General features: G+C 59.4%; 24 protein-coding genes and 1 pseudogene. 15 read left to right on the top strand and 10 right to left on the bottom strand.

Annotated features, from left to right (window positions below):
- Together HDE79_RS09125 and HDE79_RS09120 are read left to right on the top strand one after the other, a co-directional pair.
- Positions 1-225, top strand: a 225-nt coding sequence (locus HDE79_RS09125; RefSeq protein ID WP_221440090.1) for a hypothetical protein, incomplete at its 5' end; no start/stop codon positions are given.
- A gap of 309 nt (positions 226-534) precedes the next feature.
- Entirely contained in the window at positions 535-1428 is an 894-nt protein-coding gene (locus HDE79_RS09120; protein ID WP_184601602.1) for a LysR family transcriptional regulator, read from the top strand.
- A gap of 303 nt (positions 1429-1731) precedes the next feature.
- Here the strand turns inward: HDE79_RS09120 and HDE79_RS09115 are convergent, their stop codons facing one another.
- Positions 1732-2928: a multidrug effflux MFS transporter gene (locus tag HDE79_RS09115; protein WP_255488362.1), complete on the bottom strand. Its 1197-nt coding sequence runs from the start codon at positions 2926-2928 to the stop codon at positions 1732-1734.
- 520 nt (positions 2929-3448) lie between these two features.
- Between HDE79_RS09115 and HDE79_RS09110 the strand changes: the two genes are divergently transcribed.
- The 9 genes and pseudogenes from HDE79_RS09110 (at position 3449) to HDE79_RS09075 (ending at position 9614) form a co-directional block, all read left to right on the top strand.
- Positions 3449-3931 (top strand): cupin domain-containing protein, encoded by a 483-nt coding sequence (locus HDE79_RS09110; protein ID WP_343205936.1) that lies wholly within the window; start codon positions 3449-3451, stop codon positions 3929-3931.
- A gap of 33 nt (positions 3932-3964) precedes the next feature.
- Positions 3965-4753, top strand: a complete 789-nt coding sequence (locus HDE79_RS21950) for a carboxymuconolactone decarboxylase family protein (RefSeq protein ID WP_184601600.1) — start codon at positions 3965-3967, stop codon at positions 4751-4753.
- Positions 4754-4849: 96 nt separating this feature from the next.
- Positions 4850-5374, top strand: a pseudogene (locus HDE79_RS22230) (alcohol dehydrogenase catalytic domain-containing protein); the annotation flags it as partial.
- A 79-nt stretch (positions 5375-5453) separates the two neighbouring features.
- Complete coding sequence (locus HDE79_RS22225; RefSeq protein WP_343205935.1) at positions 5454-6059, top strand: zinc-binding dehydrogenase; 606 nt, start codon at positions 5454-5456, stop codon at positions 6057-6059.
- A 35-nt stretch (positions 6060-6094) separates the two neighbouring features.
- Positions 6095-6469: a DUF2255 family protein gene (locus HDE79_RS09095; protein ID WP_184601599.1), complete on the top strand. Its 375-nt coding sequence runs from the start codon at positions 6095-6097 to the stop codon at positions 6467-6469.
- A 107-nt stretch (positions 6470-6576) separates the two neighbouring features.
- A complete protein-coding gene (locus HDE79_RS09090; protein WP_184601598.1) occupies positions 6577-7335 on the top strand; it encodes an SDR family oxidoreductase in 759 nt (252 codons plus the stop codon).
- 69 nt (positions 7336-7404) lie between these two features.
- Positions 7405-7818 carry a cupin domain-containing protein gene (locus HDE79_RS09085; protein ID WP_184601597.1) on the top strand — a complete coding sequence of 138 codons (414 nt, stop codon included), beginning with the start codon at positions 7405-7407 and terminating at the stop codon, positions 7816-7818.
- Positions 7819-7890: 72 nt separating this feature from the next.
- Complete coding sequence (locus tag HDE79_RS09080) at positions 7891-8877, top strand: aldo/keto reductase (protein WP_184601596.1); 987 nt, start codon at positions 7891-7893, stop codon at positions 8875-8877.
- A gap of 353 nt (positions 8878-9230) precedes the next feature.
- Positions 9231-9614, top strand: a complete 384-nt coding sequence (locus HDE79_RS09075; RefSeq protein WP_184601595.1) for a hypothetical protein — start codon at positions 9231-9233, stop codon at positions 9612-9614.
- 296 nt (positions 9615-9910) lie between these two features.
- Here HDE79_RS09075 and HDE79_RS09070 read toward each other — a convergent pair whose 3' ends face one another.
- The 4 genes from HDE79_RS09070 to lexA are packed head-to-tail and all read right to left on the bottom strand — an operon-like array spanning position 9911 to position 15638.
- Complete coding sequence (locus HDE79_RS09070) at positions 9911-12982, bottom strand: error-prone DNA polymerase (RefSeq protein WP_184601594.1); 3072 nt, start codon at positions 12980-12982, stop codon at positions 9911-9913.
- Entirely contained in the window at positions 12979-14382 is a 1404-nt protein-coding gene (locus HDE79_RS09065) for a DNA polymerase Y family protein (protein WP_184601593.1), read from the bottom strand. Before HDE79_RS09065 ends, HDE79_RS09070 begins: the two co-directional genes overlap by 4 nt.
- A 12-nt stretch (positions 14383-14394) precedes the next feature.
- Positions 14395-15018: a translesion DNA synthesis-associated protein ImuA gene (gene imuA / locus HDE79_RS09060; protein WP_184601592.1), complete on the bottom strand. Its 624-nt coding sequence runs from the start codon at positions 15016-15018 to the stop codon at positions 14395-14397.
- The gene (lexA, locus tag HDE79_RS09055; RefSeq protein ID WP_184601663.1) at positions 15018-15638 is read right to left on the bottom strand and encodes a transcriptional repressor LexA; all 621 of its coding nucleotides are present in this window, start codon (positions 15636-15638) and stop codon (positions 15018-15020) included. Before lexA ends, imuA begins: the two co-directional genes overlap by 1 nt.
- A gap of 776 nt (positions 15639-16414) precedes the next feature.
- Here lexA and HDE79_RS21810 point away from each other — a divergent pair.
- On the top strand, positions 16415-16873 hold the full coding sequence (locus HDE79_RS21810; protein ID WP_221437436.1) for a hypothetical protein: 459 nt from the start codon (positions 16415-16417) through the stop codon (positions 16871-16873).
- Here the strand turns inward: HDE79_RS21810 and HDE79_RS09045 are convergent.
- Complete coding sequence (locus HDE79_RS09045; RefSeq protein ID WP_184601591.1) at positions 16847-18496, bottom strand: recombinase family protein; 1650 nt, start codon at positions 18494-18496, stop codon at positions 16847-16849. The two genes, HDE79_RS21810 and HDE79_RS09045, sit on opposite strands and share 27 nt — an antisense overlap.
- Positions 18497-18975: 479 nt before the next feature.
- Here HDE79_RS09045 and HDE79_RS09040 point away from each other — a divergent pair, with 479 nt between their 5' ends.
- Entirely contained in the window at positions 18976-19749 is a 774-nt protein-coding gene (locus HDE79_RS09040; protein WP_184601590.1) for a glucose 1-dehydrogenase, read from the top strand.
- A gap of 339 nt (positions 19750-20088) precedes the next feature.
- Here HDE79_RS09040 and HDE79_RS09035 read toward each other — a convergent pair whose 3' ends face one another.
- Both HDE79_RS09035 and proC read right to left on the bottom strand, forming a co-directional pair.
- Positions 20089-20664: a YggT family protein gene (locus tag HDE79_RS09035; protein WP_184601589.1), complete on the bottom strand. Its 576-nt coding sequence runs from the start codon at positions 20662-20664 to the stop codon at positions 20089-20091.
- A complete protein-coding gene (gene proC, locus HDE79_RS09030; RefSeq protein WP_184601588.1) occupies positions 20661-21485 on the bottom strand; it encodes a pyrroline-5-carboxylate reductase in 825 nt (274 codons plus the stop codon). The genes HDE79_RS09035 and proC overlap by 4 nt, the downstream gene beginning before the upstream one ends.
- Positions 21486-21885: 400 nt before the next feature.
- On the opposite strand from proC, the gene HDE79_RS09025 reads away from it, so the two are divergent.
- Positions 21886-22923, top strand: coding sequence for a type IV pilus twitching motility protein PilT (locus HDE79_RS09025; RefSeq protein WP_184601587.1), 1038 nt, complete (start codon positions 21886-21888; stop codon positions 22921-22923).
- A 111-nt stretch (positions 22924-23034) separates the two neighbouring features.
- Positions 23035-24207, top strand: coding sequence for a PilT/PilU family type 4a pilus ATPase (locus HDE79_RS09020; protein ID WP_184601586.1), 1173 nt, complete (start codon positions 23035-23037; stop codon positions 24205-24207).
- An 88-nt stretch (positions 24208-24295) separates the two neighbouring features.
- Here HDE79_RS09020 and HDE79_RS09015 read toward each other — a convergent pair whose 3' ends face one another.
- On the bottom strand, positions 24296-24670 hold the full coding sequence (locus HDE79_RS09015; protein ID WP_184601585.1) for a BON domain-containing protein: 375 nt from the start codon (positions 24668-24670) through the stop codon (positions 24296-24298).
- A 296-nt stretch (positions 24671-24966) separates the two neighbouring features.
- Complete coding sequence (locus HDE79_RS09010; protein WP_184601584.1) at positions 24967-26763, bottom strand: hypothetical protein; 1797 nt, start codon at positions 26761-26763, stop codon at positions 24967-24969.
- Positions 26764-26766 lie beyond the last annotated feature (3 nt).

Here is a 26766-nt window from a genome sequence, read left to right as displayed (position 1 = left end):
CAGCAAGGTGACGCCATGGGCACCGCAGACGTCAGCTTTGAAGCCGCGCCAGGCACAGCGTTCCGCACCGATGGCGTCAAGACGGGTCGACTGCTTGAAACCGTCAGCGGTGGCCTGTCGGCCGAACTCCGTCGTGGTTGGACGGCCAGCCTCGACGGTACCTATGCCCACGCCAGCCACGAAAACGATCGCGGCGTGAAAGCCCAGGTCGCGTTGGCGTTCTGATCGACGATCGATCAGACCCGGGTCCCCTGGTGCACAAACCTATCAGGACGAGGTGATGAGCGGCGTCTTACCGAGCTACGTTCTGATTAGTTGTTGAAAACACGCTCGGCAGACATTTCTGTAAAGCGGAAGTCGACCCCGAGCATTTTCGAAGCGGCCTATCAACATAGGCCGTTTTTTTTGCCTCGAACACGTCGTGTGATTCACCCTTGGACTCGCTGCGCTCGCACGGCATGACTGTCGCCAGATACGATAGGTGTCCGACTGCCGATGGTAGAGTGGCGACGATTGCATGAGCGAGATTCATCAATGGCGCGTGAAAACTATGGTGACCTACTTGCGTTTTTGGCGGTAGCGCGCGAACAAAGCTTCACCAAGGCTGCCGCCCAGCTAGGTATTTCACAGTCCGCGCTCAGCCATGCGATCCGGTTACTCGAGACGAGACTGGACGTTCGTCTATTGAATCGCAGCACGCGTAGCGTGACGCCCACGGAAGCGGGCGACCGATTAATTGCATCGATTACCCCGCACTTCGAAGAAATCGATGCCGAAGTGGTAGCCGTCAAAGGGTTACGCGGAAAACTTAGCGGCACCCTCCGCATCACAACGGCGGATTACGCGTTCCACACAGTCATCTGGCCAAAACTCCAAGAGCTTCTGCCCGCCTATCCCGATCTAAAGGTGGAGACGATCATTGACCACGGGCTGACAGACATCGTCGCGCAACGCTTCGATCTGGGTATTCGCTACGGCGATCAGGTCGCCAAGGATATGATCGCGGTGCGGATCGGGCCGGATATACGTATGACGGTTGTCGGAGCGCCACAGTATTTGAAGGGCAAAAGCCGGCCGCGCACCCCGCAGGACCTGCTGGGTTTTCGCTGTATAAACCTTTACCTGGCGTCCTATGGCGGTCTTTATGCCTGGCAGTTGGAAAAGGGAAAGAGCGAGGTACAAGTACGCGTCGATGGGCAAGTGAGCTTCAACGGAATTGTCCAGGTCGTTGAAGCAGTGGTTGCCGGATTTGGGCTCGCATTTATCCCGGAAGACCTGGCCGAGCCGCACGTAAAGGCCGGTCACCTGCAATACGTGCTGCAAGACTGGTCGCCTGTTTGGCCGGGCCTCCACGCCTATTATCCGAGCCGGCGACAGTCGTCGCCGGCCCTTCGTCTTGTCGTGGATGCTTTGCGGTATCGCAAGTAGCGCGGGTGCTACCTACCTGGACAATGTCGCACTGCTGGCTAGCTCTGGACTCACTATTTCTTCGGCAGCGCAAAGGCCATCACGATGTCCCGCGCCCAAACCAGGGCGCCCGTGCGCGCATCGATTGTCGGCACGACACCCGAAGGCTCGTTCGTGCGTAAGTTGTCCCCGACTAGTCCTCCCAAAATAATTAGGCTGCGGGCAATCGTTAGCGCAGGGGTAGGAAAATACTCACCGGGCGTGGAGTCGCCCATGCCTTTCCTCAGCATGAACTGAATTCATTAACGGGCCTAGCGCAACCGGCTATGACTGCGCTGTCGCAACATCTGCTTCCCGCTGGGAAGGACCGTGCAGTGTTATAGCGAAGGCACACGCGACGCATCCCGCCCCTGTCACGGCGACGACCGCAGCGACGGGAAAGGGTGCTTTGTCTGACAGAGCGCCCACGACAGCAGCGCCGAGAACCCCGCCGCCATACTGGATGGCTCCTAACAATGCTGACGCAGCTCCCGTGCCCGTTGGCAGATCTTCGAGTGCTGCGGTGACGCCGTTAGCCACGATAAATCCTGTAGCGGCCACGAATGCGATCGCCGGCACAAACACACCCCAGAGCCCACCGATGCGAAGCGTGACGGCTATCAGCATCACCCCGCCGGCTACACCTGCACCGATCGCACCAGCGCGCAGCAGTCGAACGGCGCCGATGCGTGGCACCAGTCGCCGGTTAACGAGGTTGGCCACCATGAGGCCGGCGACTCCGGCAGAGAAGATGAGCGCGTACCTCGATGATGCGAGGCGAAAATACTCGATATATATGAAGGGTGAGGCTGCGATATAGGCGAACGTACCCGCGTAGAAGAAACCCAGCGCACCTGCAAAAGCTAGCAGCCGCGGTTGCAGCATAAGCTGCTTGTACTGCAGGAACGCCGTCAACAATCCCGCATTACAGCGGCGCGCCGTGGGCAGCGTCTCCGGAAGAGTCCACACCGCGCAGGCGGTAGCTATTCCCGTCGCAACCAAAAGCCAAAAGATCGCTCGCCATGACCCGGTGACTTCGAGCACGAGGCTTCCGATGGAGGGACCAAGCAGCGGCGCGATAGCCATGACCGTCATCAGGGACGACATGACCTGCGCGCCACGTACCCCTGCGAATCGGTCGCGCACCATGGCCCGGGCAAGCACCACACTTGCGCACGCCCCGATCGCCTGGATGGCTCGCGAGCAAACAATGGCGGTACCCGAGCCTGCCAGAGCGCAGCCGGCCGACCCCAGGATAAACACCAACAGCCCGGCGAGAATGGGCGCGCGTCGACCAAAGCGATCGCTCAGAGGACCCCAAATTAGCTGTCCCGCACTGAATCCGATCAGGTAGGTCGAGACCGTCATGGCGGCCACGCCAGGCGTGACGCCCAGATCTCGCACCATAGTCGGCATGGCGGGCAAATAAAGGTCCGTCGAGATGGACGCGAATGCCATGAGCAGACTCGTCACGGCCAACATCCAGTAATCGCGGACGGCTTCACTGCGTGGTCTTGGGGCTCTTGCGAGCGGCGAGGACGGCATGCGGGCTCTCTTCTGACCTCACATGAGGCGCTGGCCGCGAATGCTACTTCCTAAACCAATCGGAAGTTCCCCCGGCTCTGCCGGGGTGGCAGTAGCAGTTTGACGTTTAAAGAAGTAGCTGTCGGCATTGAGGTAGTTCAAGCGCAGATATCGAATCGAAGGCAAATTCTGGCTTGGAATGGTGAAGCCGGTGCATCAAGGGTTGAATGGCGAGCACTTGATTCTCGATTGCGAAAAGGCCCCTTTGAGGGGCCAGCAATCGTTAAAGCCCCCGGCTTTGCCGGGGGATACTTACTGCCCCTGTCTAGTCATGAATTTAATTCATAGGTCCAAGCAATTAAATGGTCTTAATCAATCGAATGTAAGCGCGTAAAACAGTAGTCCTGCATCACAGCGACGAATACGGGACGGTGGTCCCACGTCGAACGATTCGCGAGCGACGGACGGAGAAACGGCGGTGGAAAGAAACTATTTGGTGTTTACGGCTTGGCTTTCGCTGGCCCTCGTACCGATGACCGCGACAGGCGCGTCGGGTAGCGACATGGTCATCGTGCCCACGGGAAGCCAGCCGTCCATCGTCGGTCCCGCGAGCAACTTCACCGGTGCGGCGCGCATTGACCCGGTCCTTCTCCAACCGCGTGCACCATCCCGACTGTCGGCCGGATACGTCACCTTCGAGCCGGGCGCTCGATCCGCCTGGCATACGCATCCTCTAGGGCAATTGCTGGTCATCGTGGGCGGCACTGGCTGGGTGCAGCAAGAAGGTCATCCACGTCAGACCGTTCATGCGGGAGACGTTATCTGGACGCCTCCGGGGGTGAAGCACTGGCACGGCGCGACCGCGACCACCGCCATGACGCAGCTCGCCGCCCAAGAAACGGTCGACGGCCGAAATGTGACCTGGATGGAAAAAGTCTCCGACGCCGACTACACCCGCTAGCGGGGCACTCCCTTTACTTCGCCGGAAATCACTATGCGCTATTCAATTCTTGGACTTGCCATCATTCCGCTACTGCACGTGTCGATAAGCAGTGCATCGACCCTACCGCCCGCGCGCGCACCGATCGTCGCCCCGACGCTCGATGAGACGCGCGCGGTGTCGCCCGCGCTAGCCCGCTACACCGAGACCACCCTTCTTGGCGAGTTGTGGTCGCGCCCTGGCCTTAGCCCAAGAGATCGCAGCGTGGTGACCATTGCTGCGCTGATCGCGAGAAACCAGGTCATCGAAATGCCATTTTATTTCAATCGTGCGCTCGACAACGGGGTGACGCCGGCTGAGCTGTCGGAAATCATCACGCATCTCGCGTTCTACGCAGGGTGGGCAAATGCTACGGCTGCGGTGGCCGTCGCCAAGGATGTATTCCACGATCGCGGCGTGACGGCCGCGCAGTTGCCACCGGCTGAACCGGACCTCATGCCGATCGACGAGAAGGCTGAGGCCTTACGCGCGAGTGCTGTGCAGGAGAACGCAGGCGCGATCTCTCCTGGCGTCGTCCACTACACCAGCGAAGTGGTTTTCCACAACTTATGGCTGCGCCCCGGGCTTGCGCCCCGCGACCGTAGCCTCGTTACCGTCAGTGCCCTGATCGCCAACGGCCAGGTTGCGCAAATCCCTTACCACCTAAATCGGGCGATGGACAACGGCCTGACGAAGGCGCAGGTCGGTGAGGTGTTGACGCATCTCGAATTCTACGCGGGCTGGCCGAATGTCTTCTCGGCTATCCCGGTCGTAAAAGATGTGCTCGCCAAACGTCCCGGCTGAGTAAAAACGCCAATGACATTGGCCCGTGCTCTCAAGGAGTGCGACGCGACGCGCGGGGCGCCATGAAATTCTCAAGTTGCACCAAAGGACCATGAAATGACACAAACCTATACGGAAGAAAAATCGGTCGCCGGCCGGCGCAGGGTGCTCAAGGCGGGCGCCGGATTGATGGCAGCCCCCATGCTGGGCGCCATGGCAGCCTCCAGTGGCAATCGTGGCGGCATACGAAATGACCCCTCGGCGGCCGCCGCACAGAACGTACGCGCTGTGGGCGCGAAAAGTGCGACTGCGCCGCTAGGATCACTTACGATCTCACGACGTGCAGTCGGTCCACGCGACGTCCTCCTGGACATTCTGTACTGCGGCGTGTGTCACTCCGACATCCACACTGTTCGTGGTGAATGGGGGCCGACGCAGTACCCGTGCGTGCCCGGCCACGAAATTGTCGGGCGTGTCATTGCCGTCGGTACCGAAGTCACCAAGTTTCAGGTCGGCGACATCGGCGGCGTGGGCTGCATCGTGGACTCCTGCGGCGTGTGTGAGCCTTGTCAGGACGATCTAGAGCAGTACTGCGAAAAGGGCATGACTCAGACGTATGGCTCGCCGGATGCGCATACCGGTGGCTACACCTTCGGTGGGTATTCGGACCGCGTTGTCGTTAAGGATCATTTTGTCATCCGCATCCCCCCGGGTGCGGACCTTGCCGCCATGGCGCCATTTGCTCTGCGCAGGTGTCACGACCTTCTCGCCGATGCAGCACTGGAAACTCGAACGTGGTCAGCGCGTGGGTGTCGTGGGCATGGGCGGACTTGGCCATGTGGCCGTGCAACTTGCTGCGGCCCGCCATGCCGAGGTCACCGTGTTTACGACCACATCATCGAAACTCGGGGATGCCAAGCGTCTAGGCGCAACGGATGCGGTGCTCTCCACGGATGCCGCGGCCATGAAGGCACACGCTGGCAAGTTCGATCTGATCATCTCGACCGTACCTAACGGCTATCCGATGCAGGCTTTCATCGACCTGCTGAAGTTGAACGGTACGCTGGTGAACGTCGGTGCCATGGAGCCATTGAAAGAAGTCAAGGGCCTGCACCTAGCGATAGGCCGGCGCGCACTGGCCGGATCGATTATCGGCGGCATTGCCGAAACACAGGAGGTGGTCGATTACTGCGCTGCGCGGAACATCAAGGCCCAGGTACAGCTCATCCGGCCGGATGAGATCAACACAGCTTTCGAGGGCGTGATCGACAAAAGCGTGCGCTACCGCTACGTGATCGATTTCGCGTCATCCAAGCGCGCCGGCTGACAGGCAAATAAACGATAAGAACACAGAGGTTGGCAATGAATACCTGGAGCCACGAACAACTCGAACGCATTAAACAATCAGACGATTTGCATGTCGCGCCGTTTCGGCAAGACGGTACGACACCGGGAACGCCGACGTGGATCTGGTCGGTTGTCGTCGGCGATGAGCTCTATGCGCGTGCTTATCACGGGCGCGCCTCGCGGTGGTTCCAGGCGGCGCTCGCACAGGGTGCCGGCCGCATCACCATCGTAGACATGGACCTTCCCGTGACTTTCGAGTTGGTGCAGGACGCGCTCAACAACCAGATCGATGCGGCCTATCAAGCGAAATATGCGGGTCACACCTATCTCGCGCCGATGATCCGGAATGAAAGCCGGTCCGCGACCGTACGAATTCGCCCCGCTGGCTAAGCGGCAATCTAACGAACGGTACCAACGTGAACATATGACAGCGGCCGACCACCCAAAAGCGGACGATCGTGCACATGAATTTCCCCAAATCTACAAAGGACTTAAACATGAATCCCACCTACGACTTTAACGGACAAGTTGCGCTCGTCACGGGCGCGAGCACCGGCATGGGCTTCGCGGCGGCCAAGGCATTCGCGGAATCCGGAGCTGCCGTTGCGCTGGCAGACATCAACGTCGACGCATTGCGGACGGCCACCGATACGCTAGAGAAAGCGGGTCACAAAGTCATCGCCATCGTATGCGACGTCACTGACGAAGCGCAGGCGGCCGCGATGGTCGAGCGCACAGTCGCTGAGTTTGGCCGCCTTGATATGGCCTACAACAACGCGGGCATCCTCGGTCCCATGGGCGACATCACCGATGAAACCGGCGAAGGTTTCGACCAGGTCAACGCCGTCAATTTACGCGGCGTATGGACCTGCATGAAGCATGAGCTCCTGCAAATGCGCAAGCAGGGAAGCGGCGCGATCGTCAACTGCTCGTCGCTTGGCGGTCTCGTTGGTCTTGCTGGGCGTGCGGCTTATCACGGCAGCAAGCACGGCGTTATCGGCATCACCAAGGCGGCGGCCCTGGACTACGCTGCCAAGGGCATCCGCGTGAATGCGGTATGCCCTGGTTGCATTGACACGCCCATGGGGGACGCGATTGACCCCGCTGCGATGAAGGAATTCCTGAAGCAGCAGCCGATTGGCCGCATGGGCCGTCCTGAAGAGGTCGCTGCCGCTGTGCTTTGGCTTTGCAGCCCTGCCGCTAGCCTCATTCTCGGTGTCGCTCTGCCCGTCGACGGTGGGTTCGTCGCCCACTGATTATTGTTTCGCTTCGCGGCAGCTACTTGGGTAGCCGCCGCGCTTCGCCTTCATTCGCAGGAGAACACTATGGACATCATCCGCAATGGCTCTGTGCCGTCCGCTAAGGGGCCGAGCGATTACTTCACGGGCACCGTGCGTATCGACGCGCCCTTCAAGGGAGCGGGTGACGCGCGCATAACGGGAGCTACGGTTACGTTCGAACCGGGCGCTCGATCCGCGTGGCACACCCATCCTTTGGGGCAGGTGTTACTTGTTACCGCGGGTAAGGGCTGGACGCAGTGCGAAGGTGGCGCGATCGTCGAGATCAACGCGGGCGACATCCTTATCTGTCCGCCAGGCCACAAGCACTGGCACGGCGCTTCGCCAAGCACATCGATGACGCATATTGCGGTCCAGGAGGCCCTGGATGGCGTGAACGTTGTATGGCTTGAAAAGGTTACCGACGAAGAATATTCGGTCGGGCCATCTCCCAAGCCCTAATCAACCCAGCGCTACAGGGATTGTGATAACCCGTTTCTAAGCTAAGCGAGAAGCTTTCGAGGACAGGTACCTATGCACTACAAACATCTTGGCCGTACCGGACTGAAAGTGAGTCGGCTTTGCCTGGGCACAATGAATTTTGGCGAATTGACGAACGAGTCGACGAGCTTTGAGATCATGGATGCGGCGCTGGACGCTGGCATCAACTACTTTGATACGGCGGATGTCTACGGCGGCCCCAATTCTCCAGACATGGAGAAAGGCTACGGGATTTCCGAAGAATATATCGGGCGATGGCTAGCTCAAGGCGGTCGTCGAGAGCGGATTGTCCTTGCCACAAAGGTCTATCAGCCGATGGAAACTGGCCCGAATGACCGTCATCTCTCGGCTTACCACATCCGAAAAGCCTGTGAGGAAAGCCTGCGTCGGCTGCAGACAGACCACATCGACCTGTACCAGATGCACCACATCGATCGCAGCACGCCTTGGGAGGAGATCTGGCAGGCGATGGAGGTGCTCGTGCGACAGGGTAAAGTCATCTACGTTGGCAGCAGCAACTTCGCTGGCTGGGACATTGCTACGGCTCAGTCGACGGCTATAGCGCGTTCGTTCATGGGGCTGGCATCTGAGCAAAGTCTCTACAACTTGACGGCACGCACTATTGAGTTAGAGGTCATTCCGGCCTGTCGGCATTTCGGCCTTGGCCTTGTACCGTGGAGTCCAATCGGCGGTGGCCTGCTGGGTGGAATGTTGCGGAAGGCGGCAGAAGGTCGGCGGGCAAAGCCAAAAGTCACGCAGCAAATCGAGCGACTTAGGCCGCAGCTCGAAGCCTATGAGTCGCTCTGCCGTGACATTGGAGAAAAGCCTTCGGACGTCGCGCTGGCGTGGCTGCTGCGTAACCCGGCAGTCACCGCTCCCATCATCGGTCCGCGTACGGTTGAACAGCTCAAGGAGAACCTTCGCGCCGTCGATGTGGTTCTTTCGGATGACGTGCTCGAGCAACTCGACAAGATCTGGCCAGGACCGGGCGGAGAAGCGCCCAAGGCCTATGCTTGGTAACGTTCCTTGCGGTCGTTCTGATCGGGGCAAATCTACGGACACCAAAGTCCGTGGTGGGTTTGCGGCCGTAACGGGTGGCGGGTTTCAGCAGAATACGCAGGCTTGAGCTTTTAGAAGTGCTCTTCGTTTTCGATTAAATATTAGGTAAAGAGTGAGATGTCGGCACAGTTGACCCAGGACTGCGTGGCCGATGCTTGGTCAGGAGCGCCGCCATGACAGGTGTGGACTGGTTCATTTCTTTGGACGAACATGATCCTGCTGTACGCTTGGCGCGTTGGCCATTTACGGCAAGATAGTGCTTGCCGAGTCCGTGGTCAGAGCTTTCCAATTCCCAGCTACATGGAGAAAACCGAATGACCCGCATCCTGTTTGTCGGCCAGAAGCCGGAGACCGTGGATTTTTCCGACCCATCGCTTCCTCCGGGTTTTGATGCCGACAAGATCAATGCGGGTATCGCCGTTGCCGTCACCAAGATCCAGGAGCGCGGATGGCAGGGCGACACGTGCATGATCACGCCCGACGAGGCCGGCAGCGTCACGCTCGAAAAACAACTGAAGAGCGCAACTTATGACTGTGTGGTGATCGGTGGTGGCCTCAGAATTCCGCCGAAGAGCCTGGTGCTGTTTGAGACGGTGGTGAACATTGTCCATAAGGCAGCGCCGGGCGCCGTCATCGCATTCAACACGCGCCCGGAAGACACTGCCGAGGCTGCTGCTCGCCAGCTTCATCTCGGCTGACAGTGAACGCCACGCCAGGGGCTCGCGCCGGCAGGCCCCCGGGAAACGCAGCTATCGCATCGGGTCTGCTCGCACGGCCGATATTTCCCGCCACTCCCGGAAAAATGGACGCCCCCAAAGCGGACGTTCGCGACCGGCTCAAATGGGTCGGTTTTCGCCGATCGACATCGGCTTCAGCGAATCACAGTGGTCGGCGGCCTGGTGACTGTAGATCGGTCGTGTGATGCATTCGCTCGGACGCACGCAACGGCGGCGCATCGCTTTTGGCTGTTATCACCCGCGATGCCCGCGATGTCTCAATGAAAATCTCGCGACCGCACATCCAGACCAACGAGCAGTTCGCTCATGTTGAGCAAGCGACTGGCGATTAAATGGCATACCCCATCGACCGCCTCCCAGCGTCCGTCGATTCCCAGCAGTTCTGATTCTAGCAACACTCGCCGGTGAGTTTCGGCGACATCGCGCCAGACGACGACGTTGACCAGGCCATGTTCGTCCTCCATCGTCAAGAACGTCACACCGCTGGCGGTCTGCGGTCGCTGACGCATCGTGACTATTCCAGCAACACGCACATAGGTGTTGTGCGGTCGTTTGCGCAGTGTTCGTGAGTCGGTGCACCGGGCTGCGCGCAATCGGTCCCTGATCTGCGCCATGGGGTGCACCCCCAACGTCAAACCGGTTCGCGCGTAGTCCGCCAGTGTGTCCTCGGCCTGCGTCGGCTTCGGCAACACCACTGCGATCTCTGCCGGACTAACGTTGCCGAAGAGCAGCAGCTGCTTTTCTACACCAGCGACTTCCCAATGCGCGTGGTGCCGGTGCCGTGACAGACCCCGCAAGGCGCTGGCCTGTGCCAGCAAGTCCTGATGACGCTTGTCCACGACCGCACGCGCACAGAGATCCGCGATGTCGGCGAACAGGCGATGGGCACGTGCTGCCATGATCCGCCGAGCAGCCTCTTCGCTGAATCCGCGCACCTGGCGCAATCCCAGCTGGATCGCGGGAGGTTCTTCCTCACGGGTGATGAGCGTGTTGTCCCAATCGCTGTACTGGACATCAATGGGGAAAACATCGATGTCGTGGCGTCGGGCGTCCTGCACGATCTGACTCGGGGCATAGAAACCCATGGGCTGGCTGTTCAACAGCGCGCAGGTGAAGGCCGCGGGCTCGTGACACTTCAACCAGCAGCTCGCATAGACGATGCCGGCGAAACTGGCCGCGTGTGATTCGGGAAACCCATACGATCCGAAGCCCTTCATCTGCTCGAACAGCCTCTCGGCAAAGGCGGTGGTGTAACCCCGATCGGTCATGCCGGTCAGGATGCGTTCGCGATGCTTCTCCAGGCCACCCCGGCGCTTCCACGCGGCCATGTCACGCCGAAGCCCGTCCGCTTCGCCTGCCGTATAACCAGCGGCAACCATGGCCAGCTTCATCACCTGCTCCTGGAACAGCGGTACACCGAGCGTGCGCTCGAACACTTCCTTCAATTCTTCCGAGGGGTAGTCGACGGGTTCCTCGCCCCTTCGCCGTCGCAGATACGGGTGCACCATGTCACCCTGGATAGGACCGGGCCGAACGATCGCGACTTGCACCACCAGATCGAAGAAGTTCTCCGGTCGGTGCCGCGGCAACATGGCCATCTGTGCGCGTGACTCGATCTGGAACACACCCACCGTGTCCGCGTGCTGGATCATGGCGTAGGTATCTGGATCCTCCGAGGGCAACGTGGCCATCGAGTAATCCTGTCCGCGCTGGTGGCGCAGCATGTCCAAGCACTTCCGCACGCACGTGAGCATGCCTAGGGCCAGGCAGTCGACCTTCAGCAGGTTCATCGTGTCGAGGTCATCCTTGTCCCACTGGATGATCGTGCGATCGGGCATCGCCGCGTTCTCCACGGGTACCAACTCGCTCAGTGGTGCATTAGCGATCACGAAACCACCCACGTGCTGCGACAGGTGCCGCGGCATATCCAGGATCTCCGCCGTCAGCTTGACGATGCGCCGGATGACCGCGCTCTCGGGATCGAACCCACGCTCGCGCAGTCGCTCGGCGAGTGACTCATCTCCGTTCCACCATGCGAACACTTGGCTCAGTTGGTCGACCTGATCGAGTGGCAGTCCCATGGCCTTGGCTACGTCCCGCACGGCGCTCTTGCCGCGGTAACAGATGACGGTCGCCGCCAGAGCGGCACGCTCGCGTCCATATTTCCGATAGATGTACTGGATGACTTCCTCACGGCGCTCGTGTTCGAAGTCGATGTCGATGTCGGGTGGCTCGTTGCGCTCCTTGGAGATGAATCGCTCGACCAGCAGACTCATCTTCATCGGGTCGACCTCGGTCACGCCGAGTGCGAAGCACACCGATGAATTGGCCGCGGACCCTCGGCCCTGGCAAAGGATGCCCTGGCTGCGCGCGAAGCGCACGATGTCGTGCACGGTAAGGAAATAGGACTCGAAACGCAGTGCTTCGATCAGTCCCAGCTCGTGCTCGATCTGCTTGTGCACTTTCTCCGGTACACCCTCGGGCCATCGCCATCGCGCACCCTCTTCCGCCAGTTGACGCAACCAGCTGGTGGCGGTGTGGCCTTTCGGCACGAGTTCGGCCGGATAGCGGTAACGCAGCTCGCCGAGCGTAAAGGTGCACCGGGCGGCGATCCGGGCGCTTTCTTCGAGCAACGCCTCGGGGTAGAGCTTGGCGAGCTTGTGGCGGCGACGCAGGTGCCGTTCGCCGTTGCGTGCGATCAATCCGCCTGCTTCGGCGACGGGCACGCGGTGCCGGATCGCTGTGAGCGTGTGCTGCAAGGCCAGTCGGTGCCGGACGTGCATATGCACGTCACCCGCCGCGACCAGCGGCAGGCCGATCTCGCGGCCGATCGCTTCAAGCTCGCGCATCCTTCGCGCATCGTTCGGTCCACGATGCAGCTCAACGGCCAACCATGCGCGATCGCCGAACGTTTGTCGCACCCAGCGACCGTGAGCCACGTCGACGATCAGATCGGGAGCCCACAGAACCAACGTGCCCGGCAGACCGGTAGCCACGTCGGCGCGCGTCAGGCGATAGGACCCTTTCTCCGAGGCGCGCCGTCCCGTGGTGATGAGGCCACACAGCGACGTGTACCCTTCTTTCGTTTCGCACAACACGACAATCTTCGGGCCATCGTCGAGCTGGATTTCCGAACCGACGATCAACGGCACGCCCGTGTCGCGCGAGGCTTCCAGTGCGCGGACGATACCGGCGAGTGAGCACTCATCGGTGATCGCCAGTGCAGCATAGCCACATGTCTTCGCACGCTCGAACAACTCGCGTGCGCTGGATGCGCCACGGCCGAAGGAGAAGTTCGAGAGGCAATGGAGCTCCGCGTAGGCCGTCATGCAAACCACCCGTGGATCATCCAGCCGGTCTGCTCGTCGGGTGCGCAGAACGCCCAGGCCTCCTGTCCCAGTGAGGTCTCGATGACGTAGTAGTCGCGACAGACTTCACCGCCATCCCACCAACCGGTTTCGACGCGCTCAGGACCGGCCAGAATGATCGGCTGCCCACCGCGTAACGGAAGGGGTCGTTGAAGTAGCCATGTGGGGCGTGGGTGTGGCTCGATCGGCACTTCATCATGCGTGGCTTCGCGCTGAGCACGCTCGGGCCTTGGATCCTGCGTGCTGCCCAATCGATAGACCGCACCATCGCCCAGCCGCGCACGCAATCGCTCGCGCAGTTGTTCGATCGGCAATGCATTCGCCGGTCGCTCATCGAAGAGATCCCGCCCCGCCGGTACAAACGCCGGCAGGTCACGTGCGATCAGACGCAGCGCAAGCACTGGCTCGGGAAGCACGACGTGTTCCAGTCGGCCCCGTGCGAATTCAAACAACATCGCACCATCGCGCTCCGACGCCAGCAGCCCTATGGACACATCGGTATATCGACCATCGCGATGTTCAAGGCGCAACAGAAACCGTTGAACACCGCCATCGCGGCCCGCGAGATAAGCCGCAAGATCATCGACCATGCGCCGTACGGGAAAAATCAACGCCGACTGATTTTCCACTTCATGATGCAGCTCGATGCGCAGATCGAACGTATCCGGTGGGCGATACAACGCCAAGCCAGAAGGCAGGTCGCCGATCAGACGATCCAATGACGCCAACAGTTCCACACCGAAGCGTCGACGTAGCCCATCGCGCGGCAGCGCCAGCACTTGGCCCAACGTGTGGATGCCCATGCTTGGCAGCGCCGCCATGGCATTCGCTGGCAATCGACTCTTCGCGATCGGCAACCGCTGCAAGGCGTTGCGCAGCGTGTCGATGGAGAGCACCGCTTGCCCATCCGAAACCGTGGTCAGCACGTGCGCGGCATGAGCCGTCGGCGCCGCCGCCATGCGATGACGGAATCCCAAGTCGGTGAAGTTGGCACGCAACATGGATTCAAGCCGTGGCCACGGTCCGAAGAGGCCCATGCTCTTGCTAACTTCCAGCACGATCGCATGCGGCAACAAACTGACTTCCGAGCTATAGCGGTAAGCCGCGGCAGCCAGGAATCGGTGCCATCGATCCACCGATTCGCGGTCATAAGGAATCGCTTCGAATTGCGACAGCAGCGCTTGCGCAGCGCTCAGTCGCTGCCCGACATGCAAACCTGCCGCTCGCGCGGTTTCATTGGCCGAAACGATCGTGCGTGCGTTGATCGGCCCGTCGACCAGGACCAACGGTCCCTCCGTGGGACGGCGTCGGAGAATGCCATCCAAGGCCAGATGTGGCAGGTTGATGCAGGCCCAAAGCATATCTGGCTGCCATCAATGGACAGAACGCGGCAAGGGAATAGCCTGCGCGGGCACGGCACCGCCTCGACATTTGCGCACCCATATCTGCGGGCGCGGTGGTGCTTCCAGTTCCAGACGCAACGCGGCAGGTGATGCGTTGGAAAGGCGGGAGCGATCGCGAAACACGAAAGCGATCGCCTGCCCGGTGACGGCGGCCACCTGCAGACGACGCAAGGCGCGATCGTCGGCGTGATGCGGCCACGCCAGCACGGCGGCGCAGCTTCCTGATCGCAAGCACTGTTCGGTGGCCCAGAGCACATCCTTCTCGCCGGCATCGACGAATTCCACCCGGCGCATGTCGACGCCTTGCTGGCGCCATCCAGCAACACACGGCGCATACGGCGGCGATACGATCACCACGTGGCGCTGGCCTTGGGTCAATCTTGCAAGCGTGGGGAGCACGAGACGAAGCTCGCCCACGCCATCGACGGGCAACAGGATCTCGGACAGTGAAGCCTCGGGCCAACCGCCTGCGGGCAGCACCGCATCGAGCGCGCGCCATCCGGTGGGCTGGTCACCGACCGGCACCTCGGAGGCACGACCACGCCAGACCTGACGTGCATCGAGCAAGGCAGAGAGTGGGACCACAGCGTTCATCAGCTGCCCCGCAGCAAGCCTGCAAACAGACCTTCGATGGCGAAGTCTTCGGTGGGATCGGGGTCAATCGGATGGAAGCCAGGACTGTTGGGCAGCAAGCGAATCACATCGCCCTTCCAGTGAAGGCGTTTGATCGTGAAACGATCGCCATCCACACGCGCGGCAACCACCTGGCCGTGACGGGCCACCGGCGTGGCATGCACCCCCACGATGTCCTGATCGAGAATGCCTTCGTCGCGCATCGAATCACCCACCACGCGCACGAGATAGTCCGGACGCAGGCGGAACAGCCACGGCGACACCCGCAGCACACGCTCGACGCGTGACTCCGAAAACATCGGCTCGCCTGCGGCGATGCGACCGACCAACGGCAGTTCCAGGGTATCGCTGTCCATGGGATCGGCGGTGTGGACCAGACGAATGCCGCGCGCGCGGTTGGGCTCAATCACCAACCGGCCTTTGGCTTCGAGCGAACGCACATGTTTGAGTACGGCACTGACGTGGCCAATGCCCAGTTCGTGCCCAATTTCTTCGAGCGTGGGTGCTTCTCGACCGCTCTCTAATCGGTTCCGGATGAACTCAAGGATGTTGGATTGGCGACTGGTGAGCTGTAGGGTCATGGCCGCCATGTTTTCACCTTTTTAGGTGAAAATAAAGCACTGATACGCAGGCTCGGCCTGTAAAACGCTTGTGCTACTCAATTTGGGTCTGACGCCGACGCGGCACCCAGGCTGCGCGGTTTCCCCCGCCGCACCCGCGCTCCCTTTGCACAGGGATTTCGACGCAACGATCCACAGGCTAGAAAGGGCGGCGGCGTGCGGCGCTCAATACGTCAGGGAAGGAAGATGGTTGACGCAGATCGACGCACGCGAAGTCGTTTCAGGGGCTTTGGCGGCGCCACTGAGGTCAGGATATCGGGGCGGGGTTCGGAAAAAGGTAATCACGGTGATATCGGGCTAAAACTGACCTAACTAACTGATTGCGAAGAATAAATTAATTACCTTTCTAAGGTAATTTTAGGTAATCAAAAAGGTAATCATTTTTCATATGATTGATTCATAAGGCTTTTATGTTTGACTCCGATTACTTTTTGTCAAGGTAATCAATTACCTTGTGGTTATCAAAAAATTACCTTTTGACATTCATTGTATAGTATTGATTTGTATTGATTTTCATTCGGTTTCGCCGTCGTGGTTACCTTGATTACCTTTTACCGAACGACCCGAACATTTTCACAGCTATACAGCGGTGGCCATCGCTAAGCGCGACCAGATCGCCGGATGTTGGCTTCCATGGCCAATCTGATGTACTTCGGCAGCCTAGCCATAGCCGAAGTCTGACAACCTGCGGACTAGCCATCAGCCATCGACACGCCGGCGGTCGAGCCCACGCGGGAATGAATGTCGTTTGTGTGGATGTGCCAGATCGCTGGTACATCTTTGCCCTCTTGCTCAGACGGCGAGTGGTGCTGACGATGGCTTGGTTATTATTGCTGCGCAACGCATCAAGGTTTGCACATGAAACAAGCACCACTCATTTCGCGCGCTGTACGACGGGTAAAGCCAGTAGGGGAGGAAATATGATCGGCATCCCTAAGACAGGCGATCTGTCGAATGCGGCCATCAGTGCCGTCTGCTTCGAAGGTTTGACGGTGACCACCACCGACGGCAAACAGGCCAAGTTGGCCATCATCGATGAAGACGGAAAAATTATTGAGTCAGGGTCGACCGTCGCGCGGGAGGTTTGGAACGTCACACTGGCCTGCTATAAAAACTTTCTGCAGGGAATGGGACACCTGCGCGTGCAGGCGTCGCCACCCGGGCAAGCTCTATTGAGCCGGCGCGTTAAAGATTGAAGTTTCCGCCATGAGGACATCTTCACCGGCGATCCAATCACCTGTTTTCCGGTGAATTCTGAGGGTTCGCGGTTGTCCCCCATGCGGGATGAGCATCATTTCCAACGACTGCTCGCCACTTTCACTTGGCGTCACTCCTCTCCTGTAAATCACGATGCGTGAGAAGGTGTCAGCGACCAATTCGCGTGCCTTGAGTCGTGCGTCGTAGTTCTGGGCGGCTATTCCGGTAACGAGCGATGCCCATGCATCAGCGGTCGCTGGAGTCTTCCGCGTCAGGTTGGCAAGTTCCGCCTCAGCGCTGGTCACCTCACGTTTGGACTGATCAAGCGCGGTTTCTAGCTCCCGTATTTTGCTCATGATGGCCATCGGTACGGCGCCATCGTCATGTAATAAGGCGTTCGTCAGTCGTTCGATCTGCGCGTCAATTTTAGCGCAGCGTGTTCGTGCTTCACTCAGCTTTTGCTTGATGGGTTGGTCCGCTGAGGTGCAATCAAGCAATGCGCTCAGGTTGAACTGATCCGAGCAATAGCTCAGTAGGGCCCGCTCGACGGGGACGACGCTTAGGCTACCGGAGACGGGACATCGGCGACTGGTTCGACCGAAGCAACAGGACAGACGTCTGTGGCTATCCTGGACCCTACCTTCCTTGTCGCGACGGCGACTCATCAGGTTTTGTGCGGCCATGGCTGAGCCGCAATAACCGCAGTAGGCGATCCGCATGCCGGTGACGATGCCCGGAATTTCACCTTTGCCCTTGCGCCTTCCTCGCTGCTGTACAACAACCTGCAGTTCGTCAAACTCATCACGACTCAGAATGGCAGGGTAATAGTCCGGTAGCGAATACGCCGTGTCATCGATGGCGAGCCTTTTTGTCCCGACGAGCGCTGGAAGTCGAAAGACTTTATAAAGGCGTATAGCGATATTACCCGTGGGGGCTAGGAAGAGACCGGCCGCGTTCAATCGGTCGACAATCGCAAGAGAGCCATGCCCGGCACGGAAGAGGTTGATGGCCATCCGGACGGCCTCTACGCGTTCGGGGACTGTGTGCCACGCGCCATCTTCCCATCTCAACCATTGCGGGTCTCTGCCACTTCGAATGAGCCCTCGATAGGTGCCTGCGATCCATTGTTCGCACTGGCGTCGAATGGCGGCCTTGACTCTTTTGCTCTTTGTGTCGCTTTCTTCATGCGCCCTGATCATCACGAGCAAGCTGTAGACCAGGTCCATGGGATTTGCCTTAAGACCCTCACGGTTGTACTCGCGGCCGTCGCTGGCGGTAACTACCGTGATGCCCGCACTGATGATTTGGGCTAGTTGAGCCTGAGCATGAATAGGTTCGGCGCGGCTAAGGCGGTCTAACCCTTCCACGACCAGCACGGAGCCGGCCGTGATCCTGCCTTCTTCCACCGCGCGCAAGAAAGTACCGAGCGCGCCTTGTTTGACGTGGCGTTGATGAAAAGCGCTTAGCCCCTCGTCGCGAAGTGATAGCGACTCATCGAGCTGTAACCCACGTTTATTGGCCCATTGCACGGCGTACTGGGTTTGTCGATCGGCGCTGCTGCCCGCTGATTGGCGCGCATCGCTGAAACGTAAATAGCTATACACCCTAACATTTGCACTCAAGTTGGCGCTCCTGGCATGAACAAGCCTATTGTATATATTTAATATCTATTGGCTGGCCAAGAGAAAAGTAACCAAAAGAGAAGGCCACCCCGTTTGGCGCTTGCCGGGCATCCTTGCCCGGCAAGTCCGTGAGTTGGGTCCGGGCTTTTCGACAGGACTCCTGTCCTGACGAAAAGGAATCGACATCCCTGTCGATCCCCCTCCGGGCCTGTCGACCCCATCTCACCGCCGCACAGGGGCCCCGTTTAAAAGCAGCGCGCATCCTGCGCTATGTCTGTAAAGCTGTGGCAAATGTTTTTATTTGATGCGTTGAGGCGCTACCGATTTACAGATTGGAATGTCGGATATTCTTGAATTTATCCAGGCAAATATTATGACTAAATTTCTCCAATCATAAGTGCACTTGACCGATACTGCGCTTTGCTAAACGATCAAGAACATCGCCCGGGTGCCGGGTCTAATAGGCACCAAAGGCGAGCATGGATTACGCACTTACATCGAAGGTCGCTCTGATCGTGGGCGGTACTTCCGGCATTGGACTAGCTGTCGCTAGAGCGTTCGCGGCATCTGGCGCGCGGATAGTTCTTTCGTCTAGGAATCGCGAAAAAGGCAAAACTGCAACGGATTTATTGAGATCCGTTGGTGACGAGGCCACTTTTTTCGAGTGTGATGTCAGCGACTCTTCCTCAGTAAATAATTTATTGCGCTCAACTGTTGATCATTTCGGCAGACTTGACTGTGCAGTCAATAGCGCTGCCTACGAATTCAAGCTTTCAAGAACCCATGAAGTGAAGGATCAAGAGGTTGCTGATCAATTGGCAGTCGATGTTCAAGGTGTCTTTAGCTGCATGCGTGCCGAGATCGCGGCGATGCTTCCAAATGGCGGTGGCACAATCGTCAACGTAGCATCCATTACGGGCCTTTCTGGAACGCCATCTGCAGCTCTTTATAGCGCTGGAAAGCACGCTGTAATTGGACTCACTCGATCAGCAGCAAAGGAATACATATCCGATGGTATCCGTATCAATTCGGTTTGCCCGGGAATAACAGATACACCCCGGCAAGACCGGCGGATTGCTCACCTTAGCGAAGTCGAACGTGTAAGGCACAAGGCTGCATTAGCCTCGGATATTCCTATTGGGAGATTGGCGACGGCCGAAGAAATTGCCAATGCGATTCTTTGGCTGAGTTCACCTGTTTCGTCGTACGTCGTTGGTCATAGTCTGGTGATAGACGGCGGACTTTCGGCGTGATCTAGCTATTCCTAAAAGAGCGTTTGATCTTATACAGCCGCAAATGTGGATCGTCAGAGTGGGCATCGGGAGGTTGCTTCTGCTTTTCCAACTCCCCTATGCGGCGGTGAGGCGAGGTCGATAGGCCCGTAAGGGGAATCGACATGGACGTCGATTCCTTTTCGTCAGGACAGGAGTCCTGTCGAAAAGCCCGGCCACGCCTCACGGACTTGGCGGGCGGAGCCCGGCAAGCGCCAAATGGGGTGGCCTTTCTCTTGGTTACTTCTCTTTGGCCACGCAAAGAGAAGTAACTCGCCCTCCGAAGGAGGACGAAAGCTCTGTTTCTAAAACATCGAAAAATCAGCCAGTCAAGGCCAACCTAGTCCCCAAATCCAACAACGGCGCCGCTATCAAAATGCGCGCCAGCAACAACCCCACCATCACCACCGTCGGCGAAAAATCAATATTTCCCACCGTGAGCTTCCCACGCAATGGCCGCAGCAGCGGCTCAACGATAGAGCCCGCCAGACGCAGTACCGGCTGTCGCCGATCCACGGCCAGCATGCTCATCAGCGACCACGCAAAAATCAACACCAGATAAAACAGCAGCAGGAAATCGAGCAGTTCGGCGAAGGCCAATACCACCAGGCCGAGAGCATGCGGCATCACGCCGATCAGCAGAAACAGCACCAGTCGTTTCAGCAGCATGACCAGCCATGCGAGCAGCAGTGCCGCCAGATTGATGCGGCGCCAGTTGGGCAGTACCCGCCGCACGGGTGCCAGCACAGGATTGGTGTAGCGGTAGACGAACTGGCTCAATGGGTTGTTGAAATCGGCGCGGGAGGCTTCGGCGAGCAGGCGCACGATCAATAGGGTGATGACGGCATCGAAAGCAAGTTCGATCAGCAGAGATATGGCATTTAGCAGATAGCTCACGAGATGGTATCCAGACTGGCGGCGAGTTCGACGCCGCGATGGGTGGCGGCTGCAACGGCGCGCGCAACGATGCGTGGGAGTTCGTCAGCGCTGAAGCTTTCGAGCGCAGCTTGCGTCGTGCCATTGGGTGAGGTGACGCGTTGACGCAGCACGCCGGGATCTTCGCCACCTTCGACCAGCATGCGGCCGGCGCCCAGGCAGGTTTGTGCGGCGAGGGCGCGGGCGGTATCGCGCGGCAGGCCTTGTGCAACGGCAGCGGCTTCGAGCGCTTCGACCAGCATGAAAAAATACGCCGGGCCGGAGCCCGATAGCGCGGTGACGGTATCCATCAGCGTTTCATCGTCGATCCAGCGAGTGAGACCGGCAGCGTCGAGAATGTGCTGTGCCTGCGCTTTTTGTGCCGGGCTCACCCGGTGGTTGGCGCACAGTCCGGTGGCACCGGCACCGATCAAAGCAGGGGTGTTGGGCATGCAGCGCACGATCGGGAGGCCAGCACCGAACCAGCGCTCAAGCTGATCCAGCCGCACGCCCGCGGCGATCGAGATCAGCAGCGGTCGGTTGCGTTGCAGGGTGTCGCGCAGCTCGGTGTGGATCGCAGGCATGATCTGCGGCTTCACGGCCAGCACGATGACTTCGGCATCGGCCGCGGCGAGGCGGTTTTCGGCGTAGCAGGCGACGCCGAATTCGCGGCCCAGTGCGTGGCGCGCTTCGGCCAGCGGTTCAGCCACGCTGATGGTCGCTGCGGGCATACCGGTTTTCAGCAGGCCGCCGATCAGGCTGCGCGCCATGTTGCCACCGCCGATAAAGGCAAGTCGTGCCATGCAAGGTTCCTCAAAGGGCGAATGTCGAGGCCGCTACCTTACCGGAGGCGGGGGTTCGGCGATGCTGTCTTGTCGTCACAGCCACACAAAATGGAGGCTGCCAGCAGGTCGACCTTGCCTCGCTTATGGCGGTGACTCCTGTTTTGCGAGGCAGCGCACAGGCTGCCGGGATTTTATGCTTTTGCGGTGGGAAAAGACTGGCTGCACAGCCTGTTGCACGAGTAGTATCGAAGCGACTGCAGGGGGATTCGGGGTTCTTCGCTTACAGATGCAAGGGGGGCGCGCGCAACGCGCGACAGCACCTTATCCGTGCGATTATCGTCGGCATTCGCGATGCCATATCTGCATTCACGCCATAAAACTCAAGCCATCCAGACGATGGGTTCAGGGGAAAACATAGATGGATATTGCCGAACTGCTTGCCTTCTCGGTAAAGAACAAGGCCTCGGACTTGCATTTGTCCGCCGGGCTGCCACCGATGATCCGCGTCGATGGCGACGTGCGCCGCATCAACATTCCCGCGCTGGAACACAAGCAGGTGCATGCGCTGGTCTATGACATCATGTCGGACAAGCAGCGCCGTGATTACGAGGAATTCTACGAGACCGACTTCTCGTTCGAGATTCCGGGGCTGGCGCGTTTCCGCGTCAACGCGTTCAACCAGAACCGCGGCGCCGGTGCGGTGTTCCGTACCATTCCGTCGGAAGTGCTGACGCTGGAAGACCTAGGTTGCCCGCGCATTTTCAAGGAGCTGATCGAGCAGCCACAGGGCCTGATCCTGGTGACCGGCCCGACCGGTTCAGGCAAGTCGACCACGCTGGCCGCGATGGTCGATCACATCAACAAGAACGAATACGGTCATATGCTGACGGTCGAGGACCCGATCGAATTCGTGCACACCTCGCAGAAGTGTCTGGTCAACCAGCGCGAGGTGCATCGCGACACGCTGGGCTTCAACGAGGCGCTGCGTTCGGCGCTGCGCGAGGATCCCGACTACATCCTGGTCGGCGAGTTGCGCGATCTGGAAACCATTCGACTGGCGCTGACGGCGGCGGAAACCGGCCATCTGGTGTTCGGTACTGTGCATACCAGCTCAGCGGCCAAAACCATCGACCGCATCATCGACGTCTTTCCGGCAGGTGAAAAGCCGATGGTGCGCTCGATGCTGTCCGAATCCCTGCGCGCGGTGGTTTCGCAGTCGCTGCTGAAGAAGGTCGGCGGCGGTCGCATCGCGGCGCACGAAATCATGGTTGGCATTCCGGCCATCCGCAACCTGATCCGCGAGGATAAGGTTGCGCAGATGTATTCGGCGATCCAGACGGGTCAGCAGTTCGGCATGCAGACGCTGGATCAGACGCTGCTGGACCTGGTCAAGCGTGGACTGGTAACGCGCCAGGAAGCATCGACGTATGCCAAGAACAAGGATTCTTTCAAGTGAGAGCGGGAGCAGGGAATAGTAAGCATGGATCGGCTGAAATAGACCGGGTTCCGGCTTTGGCTGTTGTTTTCGGCTCCTTGTATCCCGTTTCCTTTTCTGCGGAGTCTCGCCATGAGCGATTTTGATTTCACCTCGTTTCTGAAGTTGATGGTGCACAAGAAGGCATCCGATCTCTTCATCACGGCTGGTGTGGCGCCGTCGATGAAAGTGCAGGGCCGTATCGTGCCGATCACCCAGAGCCCGCTCAGCGTGCAACAGTCGCGCGATATGGTGCTGAACGTCATGACGCCCGCACAGCGTGAGGAATTCGAGAAAACCCACGAGTGCCAGTTTGCGATTTCCGCGCAAGGCGTGGGGCGTTTCCGCGTGTCGTGCTTCTACCAGCGCAACTGCGTGGGCATGGTGCTGCGCCGGATCGAGTCGAAAATTCCAACGCCGGAAGAGCTGACCCTGCCGCCGGTGATCAAGCAGCTGGCAATGACCAAGCGCGGCATCATCATCTTCGTTGGCGCCACCGGCAGCGGCAAATCGACGTCGCTGGCATCGATGATCGGTTACCGCAATCAGAATTCGACCGGCCATATCATCACCATCGAGGATCCGATCGAGTACGTGCACAAGCACGAGGGCTGCATCATCACGCAGCGCGAACTCGGCATCGACACCGACAGCTGGGAAAACGCGCTGAAGAATACCCTGCGCCAGGCACCCGACGTGATCATGATCGGCGAGGTGCGCACGCGCGAGACGATGGAACACGCGATCAACTTTTCCGAGACCGGCCATCTTTGTCTGTGTACGTTGCATGCGAACAATGCCAACCAGGCGATGGACCGAATCCTGCACTTCTTCCCCGAGGATCGTCGCGAGCAGCTCCTGATGGATCTCTCGCTGAACCTGAAGGGCATCGTGGCGCAGATGCTGATTCCCACACCGGATGGCAAGGCGCGCCGGGTTGCGGTGGAAGTATTGCTAGGCACGCCGCTGGTGCAGGATTACATCCGTCAGGGCGATATCCACAAGCTCAAAGAAGTGATGAAGGAGTCGACTTTGCTCGGCATGAAAACGTTCGATCAAAGCCTGGTCGAGCTGTATCACGCTGGCGAGATTTCCTACGAAGACGCGCTGCGTTACGCCGACAGCTCCAACGAAGTGCGCCTGCGCATCAAGCTGGCGCAGGGTGGCGATGCACATACCCTGTCGCAGGGACTTGACGGCGTCGAGTTGGAAGAAACGCGTGATTCACACGGATTCGGCGGTGGAAGCAATCTGCTCAATCGCTGATTTCGCCTTGGCGTTCAAGCAAAGAAAAAGGAGCCGGAAGGCTCCTTTTTCTTTGCTATCGCATTACGAGCAATGCGGGATCAGCCTGTTACATGCCGGAGCTGGAACCCGATGCCGGTGCAGCGCTGACGGTCAGGCCGGAAGCATCAACACTCTTGACGCCCTTCACTTTCTTGGTCACGCGAATCACGTGGGACTTCTCGTGGGCGTTGGTAGCCGTGCCAGTCAAAGTAACGGCGCCTTCTACCGTGGTAACCGAGATATCGGTGGACTTGATGCCCTTGGTGGTGGCCAGTACGGACTTGATCTTGGTGGTGATCAAGCCATCAGCTGCCTTTTCCGGAACGGTCTGGTTGGAAGTCGCTGAATCCTGGGCCATGACTTGGCTAAACGGAACAGCTGCGAAGGCGACCATCAGGCCGGCGGCAATGACGCTGTTGCGAATCAGTGAACGTGTACGCATGGCTATCTCCTTGGTGATGGAAAGCTGTCGGTAGCGACAGTTGGATGCCGTTACTGCCGGCTTCCGTGCTGCATATGGCAACAGCCGATGCGTGAAAATTGTGTGGCGATCCGGTGATTCGGTTCAGCAAGTGACGATGCGCGAGGCGGACTCATTGGGGCCTGGCAGATTTGCAGACGGCTTCCGTGAGTCAATCTCGGGTTCAAAAAAAACCGGAGCGCGTCGGCACTCCGGTTTTATGAGCGGTGTTGCACCCTGCGGCCACCAATGTAGATGGCCGCAAGAGGATGCGGCTTTTACTTCAACGTGGTCTGGCTGGTGATCACCATGCCGTCGGCCTCAACGTGCGTTTCCGCATCGATGCTGTTGACGCGAGCGGCCTGTGCCTTCATTGCGGCGAACTGCGCTTTTGAACGTGCGGCATCGGCGGCTATCTGAGTGGCGTCCTCGGGGCTGCTGTCTGCGGCATCGATTGACGGATCATCGCTCTTGCCCAGCGCAGCTGCAGTGGCGGAAAGGCTGTCCGCCTTCGCTTCCATCAGCTGTAGCCAGGTCATGTACATCGCGCCGCTAAGATGCATGCGGCCGGTGCGCCCGGTGTCGCCCGTGGGCGCTTTGAGTGTGTCGGCAAGCTGTGCATCTTCACCCGCACCCACGCCAATCGCGATGGCCTTGTCGCCGAGTGCAATCCACATCGGCTGTCCCAGCATGCTGGCCATATCCTTGGGCAGCGGTACTGGCGGTCCGTTGGGTGTGAGTTTGAGCTGGGCTAGCGCCGGCACCATCATCTGGCTCATTGCCAGCAGACCGGTGGGATTATTGCTGCCCAGCACGACACGGCCGGTGAAGGTCGGCATGCCAGTACCGTCCTTGGCCGGCACCAGTGTGTCCAGCACGATGCGCAGGCCGAGCATGTCGCCGAACGGTGGAATCGCCGCCTTCTGCATGGCCGGGCCGAGCTTGGCGAAACCGTCATTGAGATCGGTTAGCGCGGGACAGGTGAATGGATGAGTCGTGACCGCGTCGGCCTGAGCCGACCAGAATGTGCGCAATTGTGCGATCGGCAGTGCAATGCTGACGTCGAATGGCGCGGTCCCGGCGCTGCCCAGACCAGGTAGCTCCACCTTCAATCCGGAGAACGCCTTGCTGATGTCGTCAGCCAGCGCGATATCGAAGCGCACGTTCTGATGTCCGGTATCCAGCTGGGTGTATCCGAAGCTGATGGCTGGCACGCGTGCGGCGATGCGGGCTGCTTCGGGTGCGCAGCTGGGTGAGGTCTGCAGCTGGTTGGCCACCGGCTCGCCGGTTTTGGCCGATTCAGCAGCGGCGTGTGCCTTGATGATCGAGGCGAACAATGGATCGGTGCCGCTGATCGCCATCGGCAGTGCGCGGGTCAGGTCGAGGTCGCCGACCACCCAGTTCTGATAACCCTTGGCCTTGGCCAGGGTCGCCAGTCGGCCGTCATCCTGCAGGCTCTTCTCCGGTCGATCGAGGCCAAGCGCCTGACGCAGCAGCGCTGGCGATGCATCCGCCGGCAGCAGTGAGAGCACGGCCTGCTTGCCGACCATCGCGATAATGGCCTGCGTGCCTGAGGCCGCAAAGGTGTATTTGCGATAGCTCTGCGCACCGAGGTTGACGATATCGAGCTTCTTGCCGTACGCGGTTTCCAGTCGTCCGATAAAGCCATCGAAGGCTTTCGGATCGCTCAGGCCGATGCGCAATACCGGCGCCAGGCCCAGGCCATACAGAGCGGAATAACCCTTCAGGTCGAGGCCGGCATTCTGGGCGAAGGTTTCGATCGTCTTGCCGTTGAATTCGGCGACCAGCGCGTGCATCAGGCGCGCGCCATCCGGATCTTTCTGGGCCATCTGGTCGGCCGTGGCATTGAGCTGAGCCAGCTGCGAAGGCAGCTGCGTATCGGCCTGGGTCAGCAGTGCCTTGCGCGTGTCGTCGTCCAGCAGATCCAGATTGGCTACCACGTAAGGCGTATCGGCCGGCACGAAAGCCAGCGGAGCGTCCTTATCCTTGTGTCCGCAAGCTGCCAGCACGAAGCTAGTCAAGCCCAGCGCCATGAAGCGCGTCGTCGATCGCATGAT

This window comes from Rhodanobacter sp. MP1X3, from assembly GCF_014207165.1.
Lineage (GTDB): Bacteria > Pseudomonadota > Gammaproteobacteria > Xanthomonadales > Rhodanobacteraceae > Rhodanobacter.
This window is presented reverse-complemented; position numbering and strand designations above follow the sequence as displayed.

Coding starts and splice junctions, on each gene's coding strand:
- HDE79_RS09025 (WP_184601587.1), top strand. CDS start 21,886: ATGGATATTGCCGAACTGCTTGCCTTCTCGGTAAAGAACAAGGCCTCG.
- HDE79_RS09075 (WP_184601595.1), top strand. CDS start 9,231: ATGACCCGCATCCTGTTTGTCGGCCAGAAGCCGGAGACCGTGGATTTT.
- HDE79_RS21810 (WP_221437436.1), top strand. CDS start 16,415: ATGAATGTCGTTTGTGTGGATGTGCCAGATCGCTGGTACATCTTTGCC.
- HDE79_RS09090 (WP_184601598.1), top strand. CDS start 6,577: ATGAATCCCACCTACGACTTTAACGGACAAGTTGCGCTCGTCACGGGC.
- HDE79_RS09040 (WP_184601590.1), top strand. CDS start 18,976: ATGGATTACGCACTTACATCGAAGGTCGCTCTGATCGTGGGCGGTACT.
- HDE79_RS09080 (WP_184601596.1), top strand. CDS start 7,891: ATGCACTACAAACATCTTGGCCGTACCGGACTGAAAGTGAGTCGGCTT.
- HDE79_RS09120 (WP_184601602.1), top strand. CDS start 535: ATGGCGCGTGAAAACTATGGTGACCTACTTGCGTTTTTGGCGGTAGCG.
- HDE79_RS09070 (WP_184601594.1), bottom strand. CDS start 12,982: ATGACGGCCTACGCGGAGCTCCATTGCCTCTCGAACTTCTCCTTCGGC.
- proC (WP_184601588.1), bottom strand. CDS start 21,485: ATGGCACGACTTGCCTTTATCGGCGGTGGCAACATGGCGCGCAGCCTG.
- HDE79_RS09020 (WP_184601586.1), top strand. CDS start 23,035: ATGAGCGATTTTGATTTCACCTCGTTTCTGAAGTTGATGGTGCACAAG.
- HDE79_RS09065 (WP_184601593.1), bottom strand. CDS start 14,382: ATGCTTTGGGCCTGCATCAACCTGCCACATCTGGCCTTGGATGGCATT.
- HDE79_RS09015 (WP_184601585.1), bottom strand. CDS start 24,670: ATGCGTACACGTTCACTGATTCGCAACAGCGTCATTGCCGCCGGCCTG.
- HDE79_RS21950 (WP_184601600.1), top strand. CDS start 3,965: ATGCGCTATTCAATTCTTGGACTTGCCATCATTCCGCTACTGCACGTG.
- HDE79_RS09085 (WP_184601597.1), top strand. CDS start 7,405: ATGGACATCATCCGCAATGGCTCTGTGCCGTCCGCTAAGGGGCCGAGC.
- HDE79_RS09095 (WP_184601599.1), top strand. CDS start 6,095: ATGAATACCTGGAGCCACGAACAACTCGAACGCATTAAACAATCAGAC.
- HDE79_RS09115 (WP_255488362.1), bottom strand. CDS start 2,928: ATGTTGGCCGTGACGAGTCTGCTCATGGCATTCGCGTCCATCTCGACG.
- imuA (WP_184601592.1), bottom strand. CDS start 15,018: ATGAACGCTGTGGTCCCACTCTCTGCCTTGCTCGATGCACGTCAGGTC.
- HDE79_RS09010 (WP_184601584.1), bottom strand. CDS start 26,763: ATGCGATCGACGACGCGCTTCATGGCGCTGGGCTTGACTAGCTTCGTG.
- lexA (WP_184601663.1), bottom strand. CDS start 15,638: ATGACCCTACAGCTCACCAGTCGCCAATCCAACATCCTTGAGTTCATC.